The sequence below is a fragment of the Cobetia sp. BL01 genome (assembly GCF_056493605.1).
The window spans coordinates 226035-246478 of sequence record NZ_JBVBEE010000005.1; the positions used below are offsets into that span (position 1 = coordinate 226035).

Consider the following 20444-nt stretch of genomic DNA (forward strand, 5'->3'; position numbering starts at 1 on the left):
GGGCAACACCGGTGCCGATGAGCGCCCGATGATCGAACTCAAGGGCCTCAACAAGTGGTACGGCGACTTCCACGTGCTGCGCGACATCAATCTGAGCGTGCGCAAGGGCGAACGTATCGTCATCTGCGGGCCTTCAGGGTCCGGCAAGTCGACGATGATCCGCTGCATCAACCATCTCGAGGAGCATCAGGAAGGCGATATCGTGGTCAACGGCATGCCGCTGACCCAGGACATCAAGCAGATCGAGGCGATCCGTCGCAACGTCGGCATGGTCTTCCAGCACTTCAATCTGTTCCCGCATCTGACGGTGCTGGAGAACTGCTGTCTGGCGCCGATCTGGGTACAGAAGCGGCCACGCCGCGAGGCGGAAGCCGAAGCCATGAAGTACCTGGAGCGGGTGCGCATCGCCGATCAGGCTCACAAGTTCCCGGGGCAGCTGTCCGGTGGCCAGCAGCAGCGTGTCGCGATCGCACGCTCGCTGTGTCTGAGCCCGGAGGTGATGCTGTTCGATGAGCCGACGTCGGCGCTGGACCCGGAGATGATCAAGGAAGTGCTGGATGTCATGGTCGAACTGGCCAATGAAGGCATGACCATGCTGTGCGTGACCCACGAGATGGGCTTCGCCAAGACGGTGGCGGATCGTGTCATCTTCATGGATCAGGGGCAGATCATCGAAGAGAACGCGCCGGAGCCGTTCTTCAAAAATCCGCAGTCCGAGCGGACCCAGCTGTTCCTCAGCCAGATACTGGGGCATTGAGGCCACGGACTGATTGGATGATGTGAGCCGCAGAAAAGACAACGCCCTGTGTGATGACAATCACACAGGGCGTTTTCGTATGTCTTCCACAAGGGTGTCAGTGAGTGCTCGCTTCGTCCGAGCGCCACTCATCGTGACGTGTCATCAGAGACTGGGTTCCGTCCTGCGTGCCTCGGTGCTGCTGGTGTCCGGAAGCTCATCGTCGCCGCCCAGGCTCGGTTCCTGCGGCTTGGCGGCGGCCTTGGACGATGCTTCGGCAGGCGTCGGTGCCGCCGGTGTGGCAGCTGATGCCTCTTCGCCCTCGCGCGGCCAGGTGACACTGCGCGGCTTGCCGACCCAGCTGTCGTCATCGTCATGCACGGCAGGGCGACGTGAGATGGAGCGCGTGACAAGCGCGGCCGCATCCAGCGAGTGGTTGGCGCCACGTACGCTCATCACGTGATGCGGTGCCATCAACAGCTCGAACAGCAGACGCGTGAGAACGAAGGCCAGCAGGAAACTGCCGACACCCTGAGACAGGACTGGCCATTGTGCCAGCAGTGAATTGTCCGGCCCGATGGGCGTCAGGTGCTGCAGCGTCCAACCGGTAGCCGCGACCAGAAGGCCCAGCTGAATCGACAGGTGAGCGGTGACCAGCACACGGCGGGGCAGTGGGCGGCGCATCAGGAGCAGATCGCGCATCGAGACATCTCCGGAACAGAGCAAAAGAGTGAGAGGGCGAGAAAGAGGACAGAGCGGGCCCTGTGTGCAGCGGATGTTAGCACGCACTTCGCCAGCCGCGTCATGTCCGGGAGTGGCGACGGCCATGTCGTCATGTCGGCAATTCTCCTCGCTTGGGTGTGGAAAAATTACCCCCACAGTCCGGCAAGGGTTGAATGTTCACTCCGCTGCCAGCATGTCCTCTGATGAACGCAGAAGATGATCGTCAATATCTGATCAACGACGCCTCACGAGAGACAGGGAGTGTGTAAATGGTTACTTACATCGTTGCTGCTGATGCCGCCCGCGCTCGTATCTTTGCCCGTGCTGCCGGCAAGGTCACTGAAGTGGACAGCCTCGTACATCCTGAAAGCCGTCAGCATACCGGTGACTTGAGAACCGGTGGCAAGGGCGAGTCCAGTGGCGGGCACGGTAGCCTGCATCAGACGGGAGATGATGGCGCGACCTCGGACAAGCATCAGGACTTCTTCGCCAAGGAAGTGGCGCAATATCTCAAGCAGGCGGCCAACGACGGCAAGTTTGATCAGCTGATCATCGCTGCCGCACCCAAGTTCCTCGGTGCGCTGCGTGACAAGCTCGACAAGCCGGTGGCCAAGCTGGTCAGCGAGACCGTCGACAAGGATCTCTCCCATGAGAGTGCCGACGACATCAAGCAACGCTTCACTGGCCTGAATCACTGAAGTCGGTGACATGACGGCAGGGCGTTATACGGCCTGCTGAATCTGAAAGCACCGTCAGCGGACTCGCTGGCGGTGCTTGTGCGTTGGCGTCATGCAATATGGAGGGTAAGTGAGTGCTTGCGTACCTGTAGCCATGCTGCTTGATGGTCACGGTACCTGATGCATCTCGATCTCGTCGCTGCGTGAGGCAGAGCCACTCAGGGTGCGGCAGCTTGTCACGAACTCGCGCATGGCCTGGGTAATGAAGCGGTCGCGATGATGGACGAATCGATAGGCGCGAGTCAGCTCCAGCCATGGGGTGGGCAGCTCGACCAGGCTACCGCGCCGGAAGGCGTCTCGCAGCGCCAGTCGTGAAACGCAGCCGATTCCCAGGCCGGCCTCCACCGCGCGCTTTATCCCCTCGGTGTGCTCCAGTTCCATCATGATGTCGAGTCGCTGGGCCACGCTGTCCGAGGGGCTCTCGAGGTGTGGGCGCAGTGCCTGTTCGAAGGTGCTGCGGGTGCCAGAGCCCCGTTCACGCATGATCCAGCGCGCCTCCAGCAGACGTGCGAGCGTCACCTCTCCTCGGGCCAGAGGATGCGAGGGAGCGCAGAAGATGCTCAGGCGATCACTTACCCAGTGCGTGGCTTCCAGCAATGGGTGCTCCACCTCGCCTTCCACCAGCCCGATATCGAGCTCGAAATGCGCCAGCTTCTCGATCAGCTGGTGGGTGTTGAGGACATGCAGCTCCACACGGCTGGCCGGATGATGCTCAAGGAAGCTGCCGACGATCTGGGGCGCCAGGTAGTTGCCGATGGTCAGGGTGGCGCCGATTTCCAGTGAACCGGTGGCATCCTGCTGGCCGAGCAGCTGCTCGAGTTCTTCCGCCTGATCCAGCAAGGCGATGGCCTTGGGAAGCAGTTCGCGCCCCAGACCATTGAGGCGCAGGCGTTTGCCATGCCGGTCGAACAGGCGGCAGTCGAACTGGCGCTCCAGTTCGGCCAAGGCCGTGCTGGCGGCGGACTGTGACATCGCGAGGCTTTCGGCTGCCAGCGAGACGTTGTCATGGCGTGCCACGGCAACGAAGACCGCCAGTTGTCGCAGGCTGTAACGCATTCCGCCTCCTTGTGCATGCAGGCAGTGTCGAGAGGAGCTCGCTGGCCAGCGCAACACCCGGTTCGCGCTGCAATGTGAAGCAGGCCATTGCCGGGCTTGTAATGCGATTCATTCGCAATCAATATTGATAGTCTGGATAACCTATATCCAGATAAACCATTTAACGCATAACCCAACAGTGACTACAATCGCTGCATAGTTCATTGGGTCATAAGCTGTTATTTGCTTATTCCATAATAGAATGCTTGATTTCAAGGGGCGCGACCCCGGGAGGCCACCAGGTGAGCAGTCTGACCACTACCGAAGTCATCGACGTCCATCATTGGAACGACTCGCTGTTCAGCTTCCGCACCCAGCGGGAAGACAGCCTGCGCTTCAAGAATGGCCAGTTCGTGATGATCGGCCTGGAAGTCGAAGGCAAGCCGCTGATGCGCGCCTACTCGATCGCCAGCCCGAACTACGAAGAGCATCTGGAGTTCTTCTCCATCAAGGTGCAGGACGGCCCGCTGACCTCACGCCTTCAGCACCTCAAGCCGGGTGACCAGATCATGGTCTCGCGCAAGCCCACCGGAACGCTGGTGCTGGACGATCTGCTGCCGGGCGAGAATCTTTACCTGTTCTCCACCGGAACTGGCCTGGCGCCCTTCCTGAGCGTGATTCAGGACCCGGAGACCTATGAGCGCTATGACAAGATCATCCTGATGCACGGTGTGCGCCATGTCTCAGAGCTGGCCTATGCCGACATGATCGCGGAAGAGCTGCCCAAGCACGAGTATCTTGGGGAAGAGATCGCCGAGAAGCTGATCTACTACCCGACCGTGACGCGCGAGGAGTTCCGCAATCAGGGCCGCATCACGGATCTGGTCGAGAATGGCAAGCTGTTCGAGGACATCGGCCTGCCGCCGCTGGACCCGAAGCGTGACCGCGCGATGATCTGCGGCTCGCCGGCGATGCTCGACGATATCAGCGCCATGCTGGATGCCCGTGGCTTCGCCATCTCGCCGAAGATGGGTGTGCCGGGTGACTATGTGATCGAGCGTGCCTTTGTCGAGAAGTGAGCGTGTTGAGAAGTGAGCGTGTCGAGACGTAAGCATGTCGAGAAGTGATGCCCTGAGCATGAACCACGAGCATCACGCATGAACGGCACGTGCTGAAACGAAAAAACCGCAGGCCAATGGCCTGCGGTTTTTTGTGTGCTCATGTCACCCGTCGGGGCAGCACGTCATCGCCAGGGCTTTCGCCAGGGGCTTAGACGGCGTCCTTGCCGGTCTCGCCGGTACGGATGCGAATGACCTGCTCCAGCGGCGAGACGAAGATCTTGCCGTCGCCGATCTTGCCGGTGTTGGCGACATTGGTGATCGCCTCGATCACGGAATCGATCATGGCATCATCCACGGCGACCTCGAGCTTCACCTTGGGAAGGAAGTCGACCACATACTCGGCACCCCGATACAGCTCCGTGTGGCCCTTCTGGCGGCCAAAACCCTTGACCTCGGTCACGGTGATACCCTGGACGCCAATCTCGGACAGGGATTCGCGTACGTCGTCGAGCTTGAATGGCTTGATGATGGCAGTGACCAGTTTCATCGTCTCTCTCCTTGGGTGATGGTGCGGGTGGCGTTGCTGCTCGCCACGCCAGCCCCTATTGCTCAAGCATACACCGCTTATCCGGTCAGGAAAAAAGACTCCCGCCAGGTGGCGGGAGTCTTTGGGTGTCGCGTGAGTCTCGATCCTTGATTACTTGCGGCTGGAGGTGAATTCCGGATACGCCTCCATGCCACATTCCGCCAGATCGACGCCTTCGTACTCTTCCTCTTCGCTGACGCGCAGTCCCATGATGGTCTTGATGACCAGCCAGACCACGAAGCTTGCGATGAATACCCAGGCGAAGATGGACACGGCGCCCAGCAGCTGTGCGGAGAAGGTGGCATCGTCATTGGTCAGCGGCACTGCCATCAGACCCCAGAGACCGACTACACCGTGGACGGAGATGGCTCCGACCGGGTCGTCGAGCTTGAGCTTGTCGAGGCCGACGATGGAGAACACCACCAGCAGGCCACCGACGGCGCCGATCAGGGTGGCAGCACCGACACTCGGTGCCAGCGGACCAGCGGTGATGGCGACCAGGCCAGCCAGGGCGCCGTTGAGGGCCATGGTCAGGTCAGCCTTGCGGAACCACAGGCGGGCGAGGATCAGGGCGGCGATGACACCCCCGCAGGCAGCGGCGTTGGTGTTGACGAAGACCTGAGCGACCGCGTTGGCTTCATCGATGTTGGACAGCACCAGCTCGGAGCCGCCGTTGAAGCCCAGCCATCCCAGCCACAGGATGAAGGTGCCCAGGGTCGCCAGCGGCAGGTTGGAGCCCGGGATGGCGTTGATCTCACCGTTCTTGCCGTACTTGCCCTTGCGAGCCCCCAGCAGCAGCACGCCAGCCAGTGCGGCGGAAGCGCCTGCCATGTGCACGATGCCGGAGCCGGCGAAGTCACTGAAGCCCGCTTCGCTCAGGAAGCCGCCACCCCAGGTCCAGTAACCCTGGACCGGGTAGATGACGCCCGTCATGACCACGGCGAAGGCCAGGAAGGCCCACAGCTTCATGCGCTCGGCGACTGCACCGGAGACGATGGACATGGCGGTCGCCACGAACACCACCTGGAAGAAGAAGTCGGAACGCGCGCTGTAGTAGATGTCGCCACCGGAAGCGAGCGCTTCCTCAGCGGTATTCTCGGCGCCGATCAAGAAGCCCAGGCTCGGCAGGAAGCCGCCTTCGGCGCTTGAGTACATGATGTGGTAACCGACCACCATGTACATGGTGCAGGCGATGGCGAACAGCGCCACGTTCTTGGTCAGGATCTCGGTAGTGTTCTTGGCGCGTACCAGGCCAGCTTCCAGCATGGCAAAGCCGGCAGCCATCCACAGCACCAGGGCGCCACAGACTAGGAAATAGAAGGTATCAAGTGCGTACTTGACCTCGATGATCTCGTTCATGCGGGATTCTCCTTTATTATTGTGCGCGGGGCTCAGACAGCATCGGCGCCGCGTTCACCGGTACGGATACGGATCACGTCATCCAGCGGGGTGACGAACAGCTTGCCGTCGCCGATCTTGCCGCTGTTGGCTGCCTGGGTGATGGCGTCCAGCACCGTTTCCACACTGCTGTCATCAACAGCCACTTCAATCTTGACCTTGGGAAGGAAGTCGACGACATACTCGGCGCCGCGATACAGCTCGGTGTGGCCCTTCTGTCGCCCGAAGCCCTTCACTTCCGTGACCGTGATGCCTTGCACGCCGTTGTCGGCCAGCGCTTCACGCACGTCGTCCAGCTTGAAGGGTTTGATGATGGCGGTGATCAGTTTCATGTGCTGCCCCCGTTTGCTACCGCAATGATCTGTCATGTTGAGTGCGGCCAATCAGACACTGCTGGTGGCCTGTTCCTGACAAGTGCATCGCACGAGGTATGCCATGAGGTTAAAAAATCTTTAAATTCATCTAGTTGTGCTGAGGGAAAAAGCAGCTCCGCAGCAAGGCCAAAAATGACGGCAAGGAGAACGCCATGGCGATGCACCGCTTTGGTGCCTGAATTGCGGCTTTCGAGGTAGGAGATAGCGCTAATATGGTGCACAAGGGCCGGTGCCTGCCGTCAGTGGCGAGAGATTCGGGGTCGAGACATGCGTCAGGCCAGCGGGTTGCGTATCCTTGCAACATGACATGATGTCCCCCACGTTTCGGGGAGATCCTTTTCTCTGACCGACAGCCCCATGATGGGCCCGTCGGCTTGCAATGGCTGAGGTGGAGCATGTTCAAGAACGACGTCATCGGGCGTATGGCCCAGCAGATCGGTGAGCGCCTCCAGGACGCCTCGCACGGCCCGGAAGAGCTGCAGAAGTCCGTACAGGGCGTGATGCGCAGCGCCTTTGATCGCATGGAACTGGTGTCGCGCGAGGACTTCGACATCATGATGGATGTGCTGACGCGGACTCGCGGGCGTGTGGAGTCGCTGGAGAAGCAGGTCATCGCACTTGAGGCGCTGCTGGAGAAGCAGGGACTGGTGGCGGGTGCTGCGTCGACCACCGAGCCTGCCGTGGCGGTGGACGATGAGGGAGAGACCGCGCTGGCAAAGCGGGAAGCCGCCAGCCACGCCGAGGAGATCGAGCGTCAACGCGACGCCTGAATGGCATGCTGCCAAAAAAACCGCCACACCCGTCGAGGTGTGGCGGTTTTTTTGTGTCCGTCGCATGAGGCGGGTGCCGGGCAGGTCAGACCGTCTGTGGACGAGACCCCATCAACCAGCGAACCAGGCCCACCAGAGATGCCACGATCCAGAACACCTCGATCACGAAGCTGGCGAGATTGAAGTTGATGCACAGGCTGATCAACAAGAGGATCGCCCCGCTCAGATTCATGAGGTTGTAGGTCAGGCTACGTGCATCGAGTCTGCCAATCTGCAGCAGAAAGAAGGCACCGACCACCAGAGAGGTGCCGAGCATGCCGATGATGTCCGCCATGGGTGCCAGCGAGGCAAGCATGTCTTGCATGAGGTGTTACTCCTGAAACAAGCCGAAGTCGTCCTGAATGGCTGGCCCTTTCCGTGGGTTGGACGATTCTCTGCCACCCTTGGGTGGCCTCCTTGAGACAGCTTGGCGGTTGTATCAGCAGGGCCGAGACAACCGATCAAATATACCAGCAGTCCCCCTCTTGAGGCACTCCTGTAGCGCCTGGAGTACCGCCTTGCATGTTCCATGAGCACTCTTCTGGTGCAGGCCCGAGGGCTGGTGATCCGTCAGGTGCTCCATGTCGCCAACTTCGTGAAATATCTGCTAGAACGCGCGTTATTTCATGGAAAAAGCCGGTTGATGGGCTATTTTCAACGTTCAGTCCGCATGAATGTCTCGAGCTGAACAGACACGGCAGCCAGTCCGGCGCATCGAAGGAGGCTGGCATTGGGTGGGGCCTGCGTGACTCTCGGGAAAGGCACTCCCTTCCCTCGCGCCTCTTCTCTTGAGCCCAGCCTCCTGAGTCATGCCAGGGCGTTTCTCCATTCACTTCTTCATGAACTTCTCCGTGAACTACTTCGTGAAGTTCTTCATGAAGCTCTTAATGAAATTCATGCCGCGATGTCGACGGGAAACGCTGCCGTTGGTTCATCGTGCGGGTGCCTTGCCCGTTCTGGGTGACGATATTGCCTCTCTGCCGCCTGTTTCGCCGGTCTGGCCGGGTGCTGGAGGAGGGCTGATGTCGCCCTCAGGTGTTGATTCAGAGTGTAATGCGTCACGCTTCGATGAGGTGGTGCGGCTCGGTGTCCATATCGATAGGGTTTGGCGTTGCTAGATGATGGATATTTGAGCGCTGGGAAATGCCCTGTCGAGGGGTTTATGTAATGTTATCCACAGTCGGTATTTTTCTTACGTATCCAGTAATTATAGGGGTTGTTGGCGTAATGAAAATTATGAAACGGGTGGCTGGAATCGCTGATAATACCGTTGCGGTGCAGTGAGGACATGCCGTGTCCGGCAGCGCGAGTGACATTTGAGGAGTGCCGCATCGCCAAGCGTTGAGTCGTGTGCACGCTGGCAGGTATGAGATTTGCCATGCTGGAGGAGATGGCACCGGTATCGTGCCCTCGCGCTCATGGCAGGCGGGTGCCTGCTCCGATTGCGCCGTGCAGCAGAGAGGCGGCATCACGCAGGGAAGACTCATGTCATTGGCAATGTTGCGCACGCGCGCATCTCTTGGTCTTGAAGCTCCGGAGGTGCAGGTAGAGGTACACCTCTCCAACGGGCTGCCGGGGCTCTCCATCGTTGGCTTGCCGGAAGCGGCGGTGAAGGAAAGTCGTGAGCGAGTGCGCAGCGCATTGCTCAATGCAGGCTTCGAGTTTCCAGCGCGCCGAATCACCCTCAATCTGGCCCCGGCTGACCTGCCCAAGGAGGGTGGGCGCTTTGATCTGCCGATCGCACTGGGCATCCTGGTGGCATCCGGTCAGGTGCCGGAAGAGGCCGTGGCGCAGATCGAGTGTCTGGGCGAGTTGGCACTCGATGGCAGCATTCGCTCCGTTACTGGCGTGCTGCCTGCTGCGCTCTGCTGTCGCAAGGCCGGGCGCACCCTGGTGGTGCCGCGTGGCAATGCCGATGAGGCCGCGCTGGCGGAACAGCTGGATGTGCTGTCCGTGGGCCATCTGCTGGAGTTGGTGGCGCACCTTCTCGGGCGTGAGAGGATCACGCCGCATGTCTGTTCCGTCACTCCTCAGGCGCGACTCCCGGAGCCGGACCTGAGCGAGGTGCGTGGCCAGCATCAGGCGCGGCGTGCGCTGGAGATCGCCGCTGCGGGAGGCCACAACCTGCTGTTCGCGGGGCCGCCGGGAACGGGCAAGACGATGCTGGCCAGTCGCCTCTCCGGCATTCTGCCGCCGCTGGGAGAAGCCGAGGCCCTGGAAGTCGCGGCGGTACGCTCGGTCTGCGGGATGCCGATCATGGAGCGCTGGGGCCAGCGGCCCTTCCGGGCGCCGCATCATACCGCCAGTGGTGTCGCGCTGGTCGGGGGTGGCTGTCATTTCCAACAATTGTTGCGACTAAACAATAATTACTGCGACAATCTCTATGTTGAGTTTACATAGAGCACGCCCTTGTGACCGTTTCTCTCAAACAATGCAGAACCTTTAGCTTTCAAGATGGCACCCTTAAAGACGAAACTGAGCGCTTGGTCGTTTGGTGGTACGGGCCTATCTTCAAAAATATCCGCTCACAAAGCGTCCCTAAAATTTATGTATTTTTAAGACCTATTGATCAGGAGAACAAATTAGGAGATGTGATTAAGCGAACGACGGTCTTAACGCATGTCGGGCTATTGAGAATCGGCTCCGTCTGGGAAAAGGGCGTGAGCAACTCCCGCATCGCATTTGAGGAGAAAACATTCCCTGTTTCGTTCTCTCCGGGCGGCTGGCGGATTGTCTCCTTAGACGACTTACACAAAGCAGGGCGCAGCCTCTATACCTCCTTTCATGAGGCAAGCTATTTACCGCTGGACAGAAAACACAAATCGTACCTGATTGAATTTTACCTCCCAGGTGGCAAACATCTGCTCATCCCTTGCACCGAATTTTTTGCACGCGTTTACGGTCGATCATCTGAAATCAAGCGGGTGCTCGCCACTTACCCTTGGGAAGAAGTAAAAGAGCGTCTTTATCGACCGCTTAACGCGCCTGCATCCCCAGGTACGTGGCCTGTCAAATTTACGTATCGTGTTCATAAACACGATGCTATTTTGCTCGCGCATATGCTGTACGATCCCTATGCTGAACAGGCTGCCAGAAGCATTTACTCACAGATTGAAGCCCGCTTCCCCGCAGATAGGATACTTTTTGAGGTCACGCCTTGGTTCCAGGGCAGCGGGGAAATCTCTGTTTCTGGCGTTCCGATTGATGGTGGCAACACATTTCTAGGATTGCAGATATTAGGCTGTACGCAGCCCGACGGTGCCACGATCCACCGCGAAAGAGAGAAGTCAACGACAGTACCAGCCACCGATGGCGATGATGCTCCCACTCAATTTCCCTATCATCAGCTTCAAGACATCCCCGATGTCATTGACCTGACGGATGATGAAGAGCCCGACCATGGCTCTTCTTGGCTAGACCTTCCTGAGGACGAATTCGTTATTTTAGGTAAGCCTCGCGCTGTCTTGGATAAACGATATACTCGAAAAAATGTGCCCGATACACGAGGCGTCCCCGTTCCGGGTGACGAAACCATTTTCTCCACTGGGGAGCCACATGGATCAGGAAAAGGGGTCGGACAGGCCTCTATTCATGCTCCTATTACACTGGAATCACAGGGCTTTCTACGTGATATGTGGAATGCGCTTCTCTATTTACAATCGGCCTATCCCGCAACGATTCGTGGCGTTAGCTGGTTTACCTTTGAAGACGGCTTTAGCACTTCCCCCGACCCTCGGTTGATCAGCCTCGAACCTTTCGAAATAGACGAGGAGGTGAAAACGACAGTCGCTAATTGGGTTTACATTGATACTCAGACCAAGCTACCTCGCGGGGTGCTCGTCATTAGGGTGCATGTGTTAGATCAAACACTCTATCTCATGGAGATTCAACGACGCCCTCCAAAACCCAGAGCTGGCGGTAGCGAGGAGGCATCCAAGCCTCCTTCCTATAAAGGTTTGGTCTTCACGCTGAGCCACCAAGGCAGCTTCGAGCAGTGGTTACGCCAAGTGCTGTCTAACGTGCGGCACGTAGAAGGTGTTGTCCAAAAACTAGTTCGTCACTGCCCAGGATTCGCCGATACGTTTAAGCACCCTAAATCCAAAAAGGAACAGATACCCTGCGAAGCCTCTGTGTTAAATGCTTTTAGCAAGGTCAGTATTGGTCGCAGTGACTTAGCGTAGGTACTATTTGTAACCTTATAAGTAGGCGGTATCTGTTTTGTCGGTAAGAGCAACCAGTACACACCGTGTGCAGGTTGCTCTTCTGACGGAGAACCGATACGGCCATCCCTTCAGTGACGGGCGAGAATCTTCGCTGCGATGGGCGAAGTGATCATTTGAATCACGGCAAAAAAAGCGGCTGGAATCGCGATTTCTGATGGCAAACCGGAAGCAGCGACAAACGCTGCGGCAATGCTGAATTCCTTTTTACTGACCGTGAAAAGATAGGTAATCACCTCTTTGCGATCAGAGGTGAGTAACCGTGAGGACATACCTACCAGGTAGCCAATCAAATTGAGGCACAGGGCCGCGCCCGCAATCACAAACGCATACCAGCCATAGCCAATGATCGTGGTGGCATTCGGCCCGACCACGGCGAGTAGGATCAGCAGATACAGAATTGACCCTATCCCTGCATACGCTGAATCATGCCGTGCAAAGAAAGCCGAAAACTTTGTCCGCAAGCTGACCCCAATCACGGTAGGAACAAGCACGATTAGTGTTAATTCAAGAATAATTGAACCAAGCGGCACGTCCAACTGGAGGCCGGTGAGCCATAAAAACAGGAAGGGGACAATGAACGGACATAACGCGGTGTTGACTGCGTTGAAAACAGCGGCAAGCGCCACATTGCCTTTCGCCATCAGTACCAAAAGAGGAGAGGACACATCCGTCGGCAGAGTGCCGAGCAAGATTTGGCCAGCAGCCAGTGGGCCGCTTCCAAAAAATAGACGGCCCGTTAGCCACCCGGCAATCGACATCGGCCCATAGACCAGCCCCAATGCCAACAACTGCCGTGACGGCTTACGGAACACGATGCGCACTGCATGCGCATCGAATGTGAGGCTGATGATCAACATCAGTAATGCCAGTAATGGCCCAATCGCGAACTCAAGCATTATTCCGGTGGCCGGAAAGAGTAAGCCTACCCCCGCGACGACGATTACAAACCAGACAAGGTGCGCCTCGACAAAATAAATGAATCTACTCATGGTGGATTGGACGTTACCGGTTGAAGTGGATTGAGCCCCGCACCTAAAACATGATCACTTCGGCCCAGCACGCCATGACTTGCTTGGGAGCAAGGGACGCTCTTCCCAATCCAGCGATGCAAATAGACAATGCTCAAGGGTTGAAGCTTTAGTTGCTAGAGGTTTTATAGTACCAAGAACAGATAATTCGAGAGAAGGTAACAGATGGGACATCATCATGATCATCCTCACATTGATCCTGCCTCTGGCGACCGGCGCGTCAGCATCTCCATATGGGCCAATGGGCTCTTAACCATCGCTCAAATCGTCGGTGGCATTATGGCGGGAAGCTTATCGCTGATCGCTGATGCGTTACATAACTTTTCAGACATGGCAGCGTTAGTCATTGCTTTTTCCGCTCGTAAAATCGCCAGACGGCCCGCCGATGCGCATATGACCTTTGGCTATGGCCGCATCGAGATAGTGGCAGCACTCATCAATTACACCACCCTCATTATTGTCGGCGTCTACCTGATTTACGAAGGCGCTATGCGGATGATCGATCCCCCTGAGATAGAGGGATGGACGATCGTGATTATTGGTGGCGTCGCGCTCGTCGTCGATGCCCTTACCGCCATGCTCACGTGGTCAATGCAAAAAGAGAGTGTCAATATCCGCGCCCTTTTTCTGCATAACTTATCGGATGCGTTTGCCTCCATCGCTGTGATTATCGGTGGTTCGCTTATTTTACTGTACGACATGCGCTGGGTAGACCCCGCCATCACGATAGGGATTGCGCTATATATTCTTTACCTTGCCTTCTCTGAAATTGGTGGCCCTATCCGTACGCTAATGCTGGGGTCTCCCCCGGAAATTGACGGGCAGGCAGTCGTTGATACCGTCCGAAATATCGAGGGAGTCCAGGATATTCACCATGTGCATCTATGGCAGATGCAGGAAAACATGGCAGCCCTTGACTGCCACGTGGTTCTGACAGAAACCGGCTGGCAGCAGCTTGAATCCGTCAAAGCAGAGATCAAGGAGCAGCTTAAAATGCGCTTCAGTATTGCTCATTCTAGCCTAGAGTTTGAGCATAGTGATCACGCGCATCAAAATGCCAATCTATATGGGCACGAGTGACAGACCGAGGCCGACTCCCGGCTCAGGTAGGTAGCGATCGACTTACTCCCATAGCGATTGGCTTATTTTTCAACCCTACTTTTCCACCCCATCGTTGAGACAGAGAGAGAAACATGTTCAAAAAAGCGTCTTTTATATTAGCTGGTACGTTAATGCTGACCGCTGCAATCGTCGCCGTATCGAAGCCTGCCCTCTTAGACATGCAAGCTCAGGCAGCAAAAGAGAGCGGTGTCCAGGCCGAGGACTCCTTGGTGCGTCCACACTCCCCCATCTTGGGACGAGAAGACGCGCCGGTGACGATTGTGGAATTCTTCGATCCGGCTTGCGAAGCCTGCCGTGCCTTCTACCCACTGACAAAAAGTATTCTGGAAACCTACCCAGAAAAAGTGCGGCTCATCGTGCGCTACACTCCTTTCCACGGCGACGTATCGGACAAGGCCATTCGGGTATTAGAAGTTGCTCGTCGTCAGGGCGTCTTTGAACCGGTACTGGAGAGGCTGCTGGCTCGCCAGGATCAATGGGCTTCACATGGCAGTTTTGATGAATCCGCCATCCTCGATATCGCGAGCCAAGGAGGCCTTGATTTAGCGGCTGCCGAAGAGCAACTGACTTCTGCTGAGGTGCAGGCGGTGATTGACCAAGACATGGCGGATGTCAGAGCCAATCAGATTCGCCAAACACCCACCTTTTTTGTCAATGGCGAGCCTTTAGACCCCTTTGGTATGCAAGAGCTGATTGATGCCGTCGAGAGTGAAGTAGCGGAGATCTCTGGGGAAGGGGATGGCCAGTGATGCAGCGCTGGTGGTTATTAGGCTTGGTGGGCTTTTACCCCTTGCTAGCCGAAGCCAATTGGCAAACGCATCTGCCATTGCCGCCGTCTGAACTTAGCCCTGTCAAGTTACAGGCGGCTAGCGAGCAAGAAGGCACATTACCGCTCGATAGCGTTGATACCCTAACCTTTGGGCGTGATGTCGTCATTGATACCACCCTCTACGAGGCCTTGGCTGCAGAAGGTGTCCCAACGCGTTTCGCCACTAAACTGGAAACACTGCTCAGCGAGTTTATCGAAGCGCCGTTGGAGTTTTCTGGCAGTGAGCGTATTCAATTAGTGTGGGAGGAAGATCGACGCCAGGACGGCACCCGTGTTGGGCCACCACGCCTCAGTTATGCCGCTCTGCCTGATCAGGCAGAGCCCTTGGAGGTCATTTGGCCGGTCACCCAAAAGGGGGACGTAGCTCTTTTCAAAAGCGACACCCTGCTAGGCACGTTGCGGTTGCCCGTGCTTAGTGCCCGCTTAACGTCTCGCTTTGGGAATCGGCGACATCCTGTGTATGGAGGGATGCGTCCTCATAATGGAATTGACTTGGCTGCGCCGACAGGAACGCCGGTCATTGCCACCGCACCTGGGCGCGTATCCTTTATGGGTCGCCAAGGGGGATATGGGCAGGTGATCGAGGTGGAGCACGACACAGGGGCAATCAGTCGCTACACACACCTTAGCCGATTTTCCCCACAGTTAGTGGTTGGGAATTTAGTCAATGCGGGAGAGTCGCTCGGAGAGGTAGGTGCCTCTGGGGTCGCCACGGGGCCCAACCTGCATTACGAAGTGAGAGTCAATAACCAGCCTGTTGACCCCCTTGGTCAAGGTCAACGCATCATGCTAGGCGAACAGCCGACTCAAAGTGAATATCAAGCGTCACTTTACGAGGCAAGAGATCGCTTAGAACAAGCTATCGGTACGGCGTCACTTTATGACTTGATCTCGTTTAACGAGCCGTAACCACTCGTGCTTAACAACGTTGCATGGGGGTTAGTAACGTGAAAGTGCGCTTGTCTCGTTATGGAACCCAAGCCGTGTAATCACTCATCTATCACAACACAGGTAATCGGTATGGAAGAGGTTTCTCCCGTCACCATGGGGGTATTGGCAAGCCTTGCGGCGGGCTTGATGACGGCTGTAGGGGCGCTTCCTGTCTTGTTTACCAAAACACCGAATCGTGGTGTTCGCGATTTAGCGTTGGGGTTCGCCGCTGGTGTCATGCTAGCGGCCTCTTTCTTCTCACTGATCATACCCTCCTTAGAAGCCTCGGAGCTGCGTTATGGCGGTAGCGTTGTGCCGGCTGCCATTGCTTGTGCGGCCATTTTGCTAGGGATTGGAATGGTCGCACTACTGAACGAGCTCTTACCTCATGAGCACTTCGAATAGGGGCGAGAAGGGCCAGAGGCTGCCTCACTACGCCGTATCTGGTTGTTTATTATTGCCATTACGATACACAACCTGCCAGAAGGGCTGGCCGTTGGCGTGGCCTTTGGCGCAGGGGGAAGCGAAGGAGGCATGCCGCTAGCGATTGGCATTGGACTTCAGAATGCCCCAGAAGGACTGGCCGTAGCAGTATCACTGCTAAGCGTGGGCTATTCACGTTGGCGGTCATGGACGATTGCCGCCCTTACGGGGCTTGTTGAGCCGTTGGGTGGCTTATTAGGCGCTGGAGTCATCAGCATGTCACAAGCGCTACTGCCCTGGGGGTTGGCCTTTGCAGTGGGGGCGATGTTGTATGTGATCAGTCATGAGATTATTCCCGAAACTCATCGTAGCGGGCACCAAAAAAAGGCCACGCTGGGCCTCTCCATCGGATTGGTGCTCATGCTGTTTTTGGATGTCTCGCTGGGCTAACCATGGGGCGTGGGGCGTAGCGTTAGTGCTAACCCAAGTCGTGAGCCCCTCCATGCGAGTTTTCAGTGATACAGAGCTGATGATCACTAATGACCTCAATGATTCGACAGCTTTCCACTTTGCCACCGGCACACTGCGTGACCATCCGTTGAAGCTCCTCACGCAGTGCGGAGAGTCGTTGAAGGCGAGACTCCACTTGCTTTAGGTGATGCGTGGCGATGGCATCGACTTCTTGGCAAGGCATATCAGGTTGATCTGACATGGCCAAAAGCTCTCGCACTGACTCCACCGAAAAGCCAAAGTCTCGGGCATGACGAATAAAGGTCAAACGCCGCACAGCGTCGTCTCCATAGCGGCGCTGTCCTCCGCCGGTTCGGGTCGCATCGCGCAGCAACCCAATACGCTCGTAATAACGAACTGTTTCAGGTTTGCAATCAGCTCGTCGTGCTAACTCACCAATGCTGATACTTTGGCCGATCATCGACATGGTAAAACTCCTTAGGCAGGGCTTGAAGCTGTAGTTGCTACAAGGTTTACACTTCAAAACCATAGCCCATTGGCAGGAGAGGCACCATGAAAACATCGACGCCGACAACAGCGCCTACCGTCTTGACGCTGCGTGTTGAAGGCATGGACTGCGGCGGTTGTGAGCGCAAGGTTGTGTCGGCGCTAGAGCGGCTGGACGGCATTGAGGAAGTCACAGCAAGCTCGGTCACGGGATCGGTGAAGATTCACCACCGCGATCAGGGTGGCCCCTCTCAACAGACCATTGAGGGCATCCTGAACGAACTAGGCTATCAAGTGACTTCCCCTGCAGGCCAAACACGCGCATCTGATGCTTCATCCCCTTGGTGGCAAACCGCTAAAGGGCGCTTGGTCATTATCACAGGCAATCTGCTGATCGTAGCCTTCGCGCTTCGTTTAGCATGGCCTGCGCTGGGTAATGTGCCGTTCATTCTGGCCACGCTGGTCGGCTTAATGCCCATTGCGCAGAGTGCCTGGGGCGCCCTCAAAATGCGCAACCCCTTTACTATCGAAATGCTGATGTGCATCGCTGCGCTTGGTGCATTGGCTATCGATGCTGCTGCTGAAGCCGCGATGGTCGTATTCTTGTTCGCCGTAGGTGAGCTACTCGAAGGGGTAGCTGCGTCACGGGCGCGCCGCAGTATCTCAGCCTTGGCAAATTTAACACCCTCAACGGCAAGGCTGATGGACAATGGCCATCTGCGTGACGTCTCGGCGGAGTCACTTAAACTCGGTCAGCGTGTGCTGGTGCGGCCCGGTGATCGCGTTCCTTGCGATGGACGTATCCTGGTGGGCACGTCCGACCTTGATGAGTCGCCGGTAAACGGCGAGTCCATCCCCCGTTCGCGCTCGCCTGGTGATGACATTTTTGCTGGCACAGTGAATCTTGATGCCGCCCTGGAGGTGGAGGTAACACGAGGCGCTGATGACAATACAATCGCACGCGTTATTCGCCTGGTTGAAGAAGCACAAGCCGCCAAGGCACCCATAGCACGCTTTATTGATCGTTTTGCGTATTACTATATGCCCGCCGTCGTCTTACTCGCCCTACTGATGGCGATAGTGCCACCGCTGGTATCGACCATGGCATGGTCGGAGTCGATTTACCGTGCGTTAGCATTGCTGTTAATCGCATGCCCCTGCGCGTTGGTCATTTCCACCCCAGCCGCCATCGCCGCCGGTCTCTCGGCGGGCGCTCGGCGCGGCCTACTGATCAAAGGGGGAGCCGTTCTTGAACAGTTAGGTAAGCTTCGCTTGGTGGCATTAGACAAAACGGGCACCCTCACTGCGGGTACCCCAAGAGTCACAGATGTGGAGTCTTGGATTGCTGAGGAAGACGATAACAGCGTATTGCGGCTCGCCGCCGCAATAGAGCGGGATTCCAGTCACCCTATCGCCACGGCTATCGTTGAGCATGCTCGACAGTCGGGCATCAACCTCCCCACCGTCACCGGCAGCCGCGCTCTGGCGGGGCGCGGTGTTTCCGGCCAGGTGGAGGGTCGCGAGCTGAGCTTAATGACGCCTCGCCACCTTCACGAGCAGGTCATCCTTGAGGAAAGTCTCAGTGCTCGGATTGTCGCGTTAGAAGAAGCCGGTAAGAGCCTCGCTCTCCTCGTCGAAGGCGAGCATTTGTTGGGCTTGATCGCGGTTCGCGATGAGCCACGCGAAGATGCCATTGAAGGCCTAGCGGCGCTATCCCGTTTAGGCGTACAGGCGGTCATGCTCAGCGGTGATAATGCCCGCACCGTCGCTGCCACGGGGGGGCGCTTAGGCATTGAAGCGTACGGCGAACTAATGCCTGAAGACAAGGCAGCGTATGTTCGAGACTGGCAAGCGGCAGGCCGTGGCCCCGTCGGTAAAGTAGGCGATGGCATCAACGATGCACCGGCACTCGCGGCAGCCGATGTCGGTATCGCGATGGGAGGCGGCACGGATGTGGCGTTGGAAACCGCCGATGCAGCCTTGCTCAAGAACCGCGTTACCGGCATCGCTGAGCTGATAGACCTCTCTCGTGCCACGCTACGCAATGTGAAAACCAACGTTGTTCTCGCGCTCGGCTTAAAAGCCATTTTCCTGGTCACCACAGCTCTGGGTATTACCGGCATGTGGATTGCGGTGATGGCCGATACCGGTGCTACCGTCCTGGTGACGTTGAACGCCATGCGACTGCTGGGTTACCGCTTTTCGCCCAGTACCGCAATGACAGGCCTGTCACAAGGAAAAGTAACCTCATGAGAACAGTGCAACACGATAGCCCTTCACGTCGCTGGCCATGGTTCATATTAGCTTGCGTGATGGCTCTAGCCGATCAACTGGTCAAGGAAATTGTGCATGCCCAGATGTCGTTTGGCCAAGTCATTCCGCTAACGCCGTTTTTTAACTGGGTTTATACCGGGAATACAGGAGCCGCTTTCAGCTTTCTCGCAGAAGCAGGGGGGTGGCAGCGCTACCTCTTTCTAGGTTTAGCGTTGGTGGTCGCCATTGTATTGATGGTGCAGCTATGCAAACCCCTGCCGCGTTTGGAAGCCTGTGCGTACAGTCTGATTCTTGGCGGCGCGCTCGGTAATACCGTTGATCGCTTAGCGCGAGGGTACGTCGTCGACTATCTGGACATTTACTGGGGCGAATGGCATTGGCCCGCCTTTAACATGGCCGATATCGCGCTATTTGCCGGTGTATTGATGTTCGCGGTGGCGTTATGGCGTGAAAGTCCTGTTTTTAAGCGCTCTGAGTAACGCTATGGATGTGGTCGATCAAGATAAAGAATATACGCTTTTTGCTGGGCGACTCTCACCAATAATCGATTGCGTTGTAGCGCTCGCCGCTGGGGTACTGACCACCTTGAGTGCCGCCCCCTTTTCCCTATGGTGGCTTGGCCCAGTGGCCGTGGCACTGGTCTATTGGAAGATACAGTCGCTAACGCCCGTCATGGCCACCCTGCGTGGGTGGTGCTATGGGGTAGGCCTGTTCGGTTCAGGCACGTCGTGGGTCTTCGTTGCTATTCACGATTTCAGTGGCACCGGGGCCTTGGTGGCGATGTTCCTCACCACTCTTTTTGTCAGCGTCCTGGCGCTCTTCTTTGCAGTCCCCTTTGGGCTCTATCGACGCATCACGGGGCCACGGTTCGCCTTTCTTAGCTTTGCCGGTATGTGGGTGGTGAGCGAATGGCTACGCACCTGGTTGCTCACCGGCTTCCCCTGGTTATTGTTAGGCACCTCTCAGATAGATTCTCCACTAGCCCCATGGGCACCCGTTGGTGGTGTGTACTTGCTGTCACTTATGACCGCGCTGACAGGTACGTTAGGGGTAGAGGTACTGCGTCGCCGCTGGAGTTGCCTTGTCCCAATGGCCGCCTTGTGGGTCGTTCCATTCTTATTGCCCGCCCAATGGACAACCCCGGCTGGCAAGCCCATCCGGGTGGCATTGCTGCAAGGGAATCTTGACCAACGCATTAA

20 protein-coding genes and 3 pseudogenes are annotated in these 20444 nt (G+C 57.1%); 15 read left to right on the forward strand and 8 right to left on the reverse strand.

Translation table 11 applies throughout. From position 1 onward, the window contains the following. Positions 1-28: 28 nt before the first annotated feature. A complete protein-coding gene (locus ACZYGA_RS11625; RefSeq protein WP_479399255.1) occupies positions 29-757 on the forward strand; it encodes an amino acid ABC transporter ATP-binding protein in 729 nt (242 codons plus the stop codon). A 144-nt stretch (positions 758-901) separates the two neighbouring features. On the opposite strand, the gene ACZYGA_RS11630 is transcribed toward ACZYGA_RS11625, so the two are convergent. Beyond that, positions 902-1438: a hypothetical protein gene (locus ACZYGA_RS11630; RefSeq protein WP_479399253.1), complete on the reverse strand. Its 537-nt coding sequence runs from the start codon at positions 1436-1438 to the stop codon at positions 902-904. 290 nt (positions 1439-1728) lie between these two features. On the opposite strand from ACZYGA_RS11630, the gene ACZYGA_RS11635 reads away from it, so the two are divergent. After that, on the forward strand, positions 1729-2157 hold the full coding sequence (locus tag ACZYGA_RS11635; RefSeq protein ID WP_077379624.1) for a host attachment protein: 429 nt from the start codon (positions 1729-1731) through the stop codon (positions 2155-2157). 147 nt (positions 2158-2304) lie between these two features. Here ACZYGA_RS11635 and ACZYGA_RS11640 read toward each other — a convergent pair whose 3' ends face one another. Continuing rightward, on the reverse strand, positions 2305-3252 hold the full coding sequence (locus tag ACZYGA_RS11640; protein ID WP_077379622.1) for a LysR family transcriptional regulator: 948 nt from the start codon (positions 3250-3252) through the stop codon (positions 2305-2307). A 281-nt stretch (positions 3253-3533) separates the two neighbouring features. Here ACZYGA_RS11640 and ACZYGA_RS11645 point away from each other — a divergent pair, with 281 nt between their 5' ends. Beyond that, positions 3534-4310: a ferredoxin--NADP reductase gene (locus ACZYGA_RS11645; RefSeq protein ID WP_077379620.1), complete on the forward strand. Its 777-nt coding sequence runs from the start codon at positions 3534-3536 to the stop codon at positions 4308-4310. Positions 4311-4500: 190 nt separating this feature from the next. On the opposite strand, the gene glnK is transcribed toward ACZYGA_RS11645, so the two are convergent. The 3 genes from glnK to ACZYGA_RS11660 all read right to left on the reverse strand — a co-directional run bounded on the left by glnK (position 4501) and on the right by ACZYGA_RS11660 (position 6608). Further along, the gene (gene glnK, locus ACZYGA_RS11650) at positions 4501-4839 is read right to left on the reverse strand and encodes a P-II family nitrogen regulator (protein ID WP_024951507.1); all 339 of its coding nucleotides are present in this window, start codon (positions 4837-4839) and stop codon (positions 4501-4503) included. A 150-nt stretch (positions 4840-4989) separates the two neighbouring features. Continuing rightward, positions 4990-6237, reverse strand: coding sequence for an ammonium transporter (locus tag ACZYGA_RS11655; protein ID WP_077379618.1), 1248 nt, complete (start codon positions 6235-6237; stop codon positions 4990-4992). Positions 6238-6269: 32 nt separating this feature from the next. Further along, positions 6270-6608: a P-II family nitrogen regulator gene (locus tag ACZYGA_RS11660; RefSeq protein ID WP_065392452.1), complete on the reverse strand. Its 339-nt coding sequence runs from the start codon at positions 6606-6608 to the stop codon at positions 6270-6272. 437 nt (positions 6609-7045) lie between these two features. On the opposite strand from ACZYGA_RS11660, the gene ACZYGA_RS11665 reads away from it, so the two are divergent. Beyond that, positions 7046-7420: an accessory factor UbiK family protein gene (locus ACZYGA_RS11665; RefSeq protein WP_084209517.1), complete on the forward strand. Its 375-nt coding sequence runs from the start codon at positions 7046-7048 to the stop codon at positions 7418-7420. A gap of 85 nt (positions 7421-7505) precedes the next feature. On the opposite strand, the gene ACZYGA_RS11670 is transcribed toward ACZYGA_RS11665, so the two are convergent. Beyond that, positions 7506-7784, reverse strand: a complete 279-nt coding sequence (locus tag ACZYGA_RS11670; RefSeq protein WP_205632716.1) for a CBU_0592 family membrane protein — start codon at positions 7782-7784, stop codon at positions 7506-7508. A 204-nt stretch (positions 7785-7988) separates the two neighbouring features. Between ACZYGA_RS11670 and ACZYGA_RS11675 the strand changes: the two genes are divergently transcribed. The 3 genes and pseudogenes from ACZYGA_RS11675 to ACZYGA_RS11685 all read left to right on the forward strand — a co-directional run bounded on the left by ACZYGA_RS11675 (position 7989) and on the right by ACZYGA_RS11685 (position 11640). Beyond that, on the forward strand, positions 7989-8147 hold the full coding sequence (locus ACZYGA_RS11675) for a hypothetical protein (protein ID WP_279855770.1): 159 nt from the start codon (positions 7989-7991) through the stop codon (positions 8145-8147). Positions 8148-8944: 797 nt separating this feature from the next. Further along, positions 8945-9790: pseudogene (locus ACZYGA_RS11680) on the forward strand (YifB family Mg chelatase-like AAA ATPase); the annotation flags it as partial. 80 nt (positions 9791-9870) lie between these two features. Next, positions 9871-11640, forward strand: coding sequence for a hypothetical protein (locus ACZYGA_RS11685; RefSeq protein ID WP_225347467.1), 1770 nt, complete (start codon positions 9871-9873; stop codon positions 11638-11640). A 110-nt stretch (positions 11641-11750) separates the two neighbouring features. Here ACZYGA_RS11685 and ACZYGA_RS11690 read toward each other — a convergent pair whose 3' ends face one another. Further along, a complete protein-coding gene (locus tag ACZYGA_RS11690) occupies positions 11751-12671 on the reverse strand; it encodes a bile acid:sodium symporter family protein (protein ID WP_175088977.1) in 921 nt (306 codons plus the stop codon). Between the two features lie 204 nt (positions 12672-12875). Here ACZYGA_RS11690 and ACZYGA_RS11695 point away from each other — a divergent pair, with 204 nt between their 5' ends. The 5 genes and pseudogenes from ACZYGA_RS11695 to ACZYGA_RS11715 form a co-directional block, all read left to right on the forward strand. Further along, a complete protein-coding gene (locus tag ACZYGA_RS11695) occupies positions 12876-13790 on the forward strand; it encodes a cation diffusion facilitator family transporter (protein ID WP_225347468.1) in 915 nt (304 codons plus the stop codon). 113 nt (positions 13791-13903) lie between these two features. Beyond that, a complete protein-coding gene (locus ACZYGA_RS11700) occupies positions 13904-14581 on the forward strand; it encodes a DsbA family protein (protein ID WP_175088979.1) in 678 nt (225 codons plus the stop codon). Then, positions 14581-15570, forward strand: a complete 990-nt coding sequence (locus tag ACZYGA_RS11705) for a M23 family metallopeptidase (protein ID WP_175088980.1) — start codon at positions 14581-14583, stop codon at positions 15568-15570. Before ACZYGA_RS11700 ends, ACZYGA_RS11705 begins: the two co-directional genes overlap by 1 nt. Positions 15571-15681: 111 nt before the next feature. Further along, positions 15682-15996: a ZIP family metal transporter gene (locus ACZYGA_RS11710; protein ID WP_254627027.1), complete on the forward strand. Its 315-nt coding sequence runs from the start codon at positions 15682-15684 to the stop codon at positions 15994-15996. Positions 15997-16029: 33 nt separating this feature from the next. Further along, positions 16030-16464 (forward strand): annotated as a pseudogene (locus tag ACZYGA_RS11715) (ZIP family metal transporter); the annotation flags it as partial. Between the two features lie 28 nt (positions 16465-16492). Here the strand turns inward: ACZYGA_RS11715 and ACZYGA_RS11720 are convergent. Then, positions 16493-16951, reverse strand: a complete 459-nt coding sequence (locus ACZYGA_RS11720) for a MerR family transcriptional regulator (RefSeq protein ID WP_175088981.1) — start codon at positions 16949-16951, stop codon at positions 16493-16495. A gap of 86 nt (positions 16952-17037) precedes the next feature. On the opposite strand from ACZYGA_RS11720, the gene ACZYGA_RS11725 reads away from it, so the two are divergent. The 3 genes and pseudogenes from ACZYGA_RS11725 to ACZYGA_RS11735 form a co-directional block, all read left to right on the forward strand. After that, the gene (locus tag ACZYGA_RS11725) at positions 17038-19224 is read left to right on the forward strand and encodes a heavy metal translocating P-type ATPase (protein WP_225347469.1); all 2187 of its coding nucleotides are present in this window, start codon (positions 17038-17040) and stop codon (positions 19222-19224) included. Beyond that, entirely contained in the window at positions 19221-19724 is a 504-nt protein-coding gene (gene lspA, locus ACZYGA_RS11730; RefSeq protein ID WP_175088983.1) for a signal peptidase II, read from the forward strand. Before ACZYGA_RS11725 ends, lspA begins: the two co-directional genes overlap by 4 nt. A 4-nt stretch (positions 19725-19728) precedes the next feature. Next, positions 19729-20444, forward strand: a pseudogene (locus ACZYGA_RS11735) (apolipoprotein N-acyltransferase); the annotation flags it as partial.

Bases quoted from the DNA above. Each gene is read 5' to 3' on its own strand.
- ACZYGA_RS11635 (WP_077379624.1), top strand. From the start codon at position 1,729: ATGGTTACTTACATCGTTGCTGCTGATGCCGCCCGCGCTCGTATCTTT.
- ACZYGA_RS11625 (WP_479399255.1), top strand. From the start codon at position 29: ATGATCGAACTCAAGGGCCTCAACAAGTGGTACGGCGACTTCCACGTG.
- ACZYGA_RS11665 (WP_084209517.1), top strand. From the start codon at position 7,046: ATGTTCAAGAACGACGTCATCGGGCGTATGGCCCAGCAGATCGGTGAG.
- ACZYGA_RS11710 (WP_254627027.1), top strand. From the start codon at position 15,682: ATGGAAGAGGTTTCTCCCGTCACCATGGGGGTATTGGCAAGCCTTGCG.
- ACZYGA_RS11720 (WP_175088981.1), bottom strand. From the start codon at position 16,951: ATGTCGATGATCGGCCAAAGTATCAGCATTGGTGAGTTAGCACGACGA.
- ACZYGA_RS11725 (WP_225347469.1), top strand. From the start codon at position 17,038: ATGAAAACATCGACGCCGACAACAGCGCCTACCGTCTTGACGCTGCGT.
- ACZYGA_RS11690 (WP_175088977.1), bottom strand. From the start codon at position 12,671: ATGAGTAGATTCATTTATTTTGTCGAGGCGCACCTTGTCTGGTTTGTA.
- ACZYGA_RS11675 (WP_279855770.1), top strand. From the start codon at position 7,989: ATGAGCACTCTTCTGGTGCAGGCCCGAGGGCTGGTGATCCGTCAGGTG.
- ACZYGA_RS11670 (WP_205632716.1), bottom strand. From the start codon at position 7,784: ATGCAAGACATGCTTGCCTCGCTGGCACCCATGGCGGACATCATCGGC.
- ACZYGA_RS11640 (WP_077379622.1), bottom strand. From the start codon at position 3,252: ATGCGTTACAGCCTGCGACAACTGGCGGTCTTCGTTGCCGTGGCACGC.
- glnK (WP_024951507.1), bottom strand. From the start codon at position 4,839: ATGAAACTGGTCACTGCCATCATCAAGCCATTCAAGCTCGACGACGTA.
- ACZYGA_RS11700 (WP_175088979.1), top strand. From the start codon at position 13,904: ATGTTCAAAAAAGCGTCTTTTATATTAGCTGGTACGTTAATGCTGACC.
- lspA (WP_175088983.1), top strand. From the start codon at position 19,221: ATGAGAACAGTGCAACACGATAGCCCTTCACGTCGCTGGCCATGGTTC.
- ACZYGA_RS11705 (WP_175088980.1), top strand. From the start codon at position 14,581: ATGCAGCGCTGGTGGTTATTAGGCTTGGTGGGCTTTTACCCCTTGCTA.
- ACZYGA_RS11655 (WP_077379618.1), bottom strand. From the start codon at position 6,237: ATGAACGAGATCATCGAGGTCAAGTACGCACTTGATACCTTCTATTTC.
- ACZYGA_RS11660 (WP_065392452.1), bottom strand. From the start codon at position 6,608: ATGAAACTGATCACCGCCATCATCAAACCCTTCAAGCTGGACGACGTG.
- ACZYGA_RS11630 (WP_479399253.1), bottom strand. From the start codon at position 1,438: ATGCGCGATCTGCTCCTGATGCGCCGCCCACTGCCCCGCCGTGTGCTG.
- ACZYGA_RS11695 (WP_225347468.1), top strand. From the start codon at position 12,876: ATGGGACATCATCATGATCATCCTCACATTGATCCTGCCTCTGGCGAC.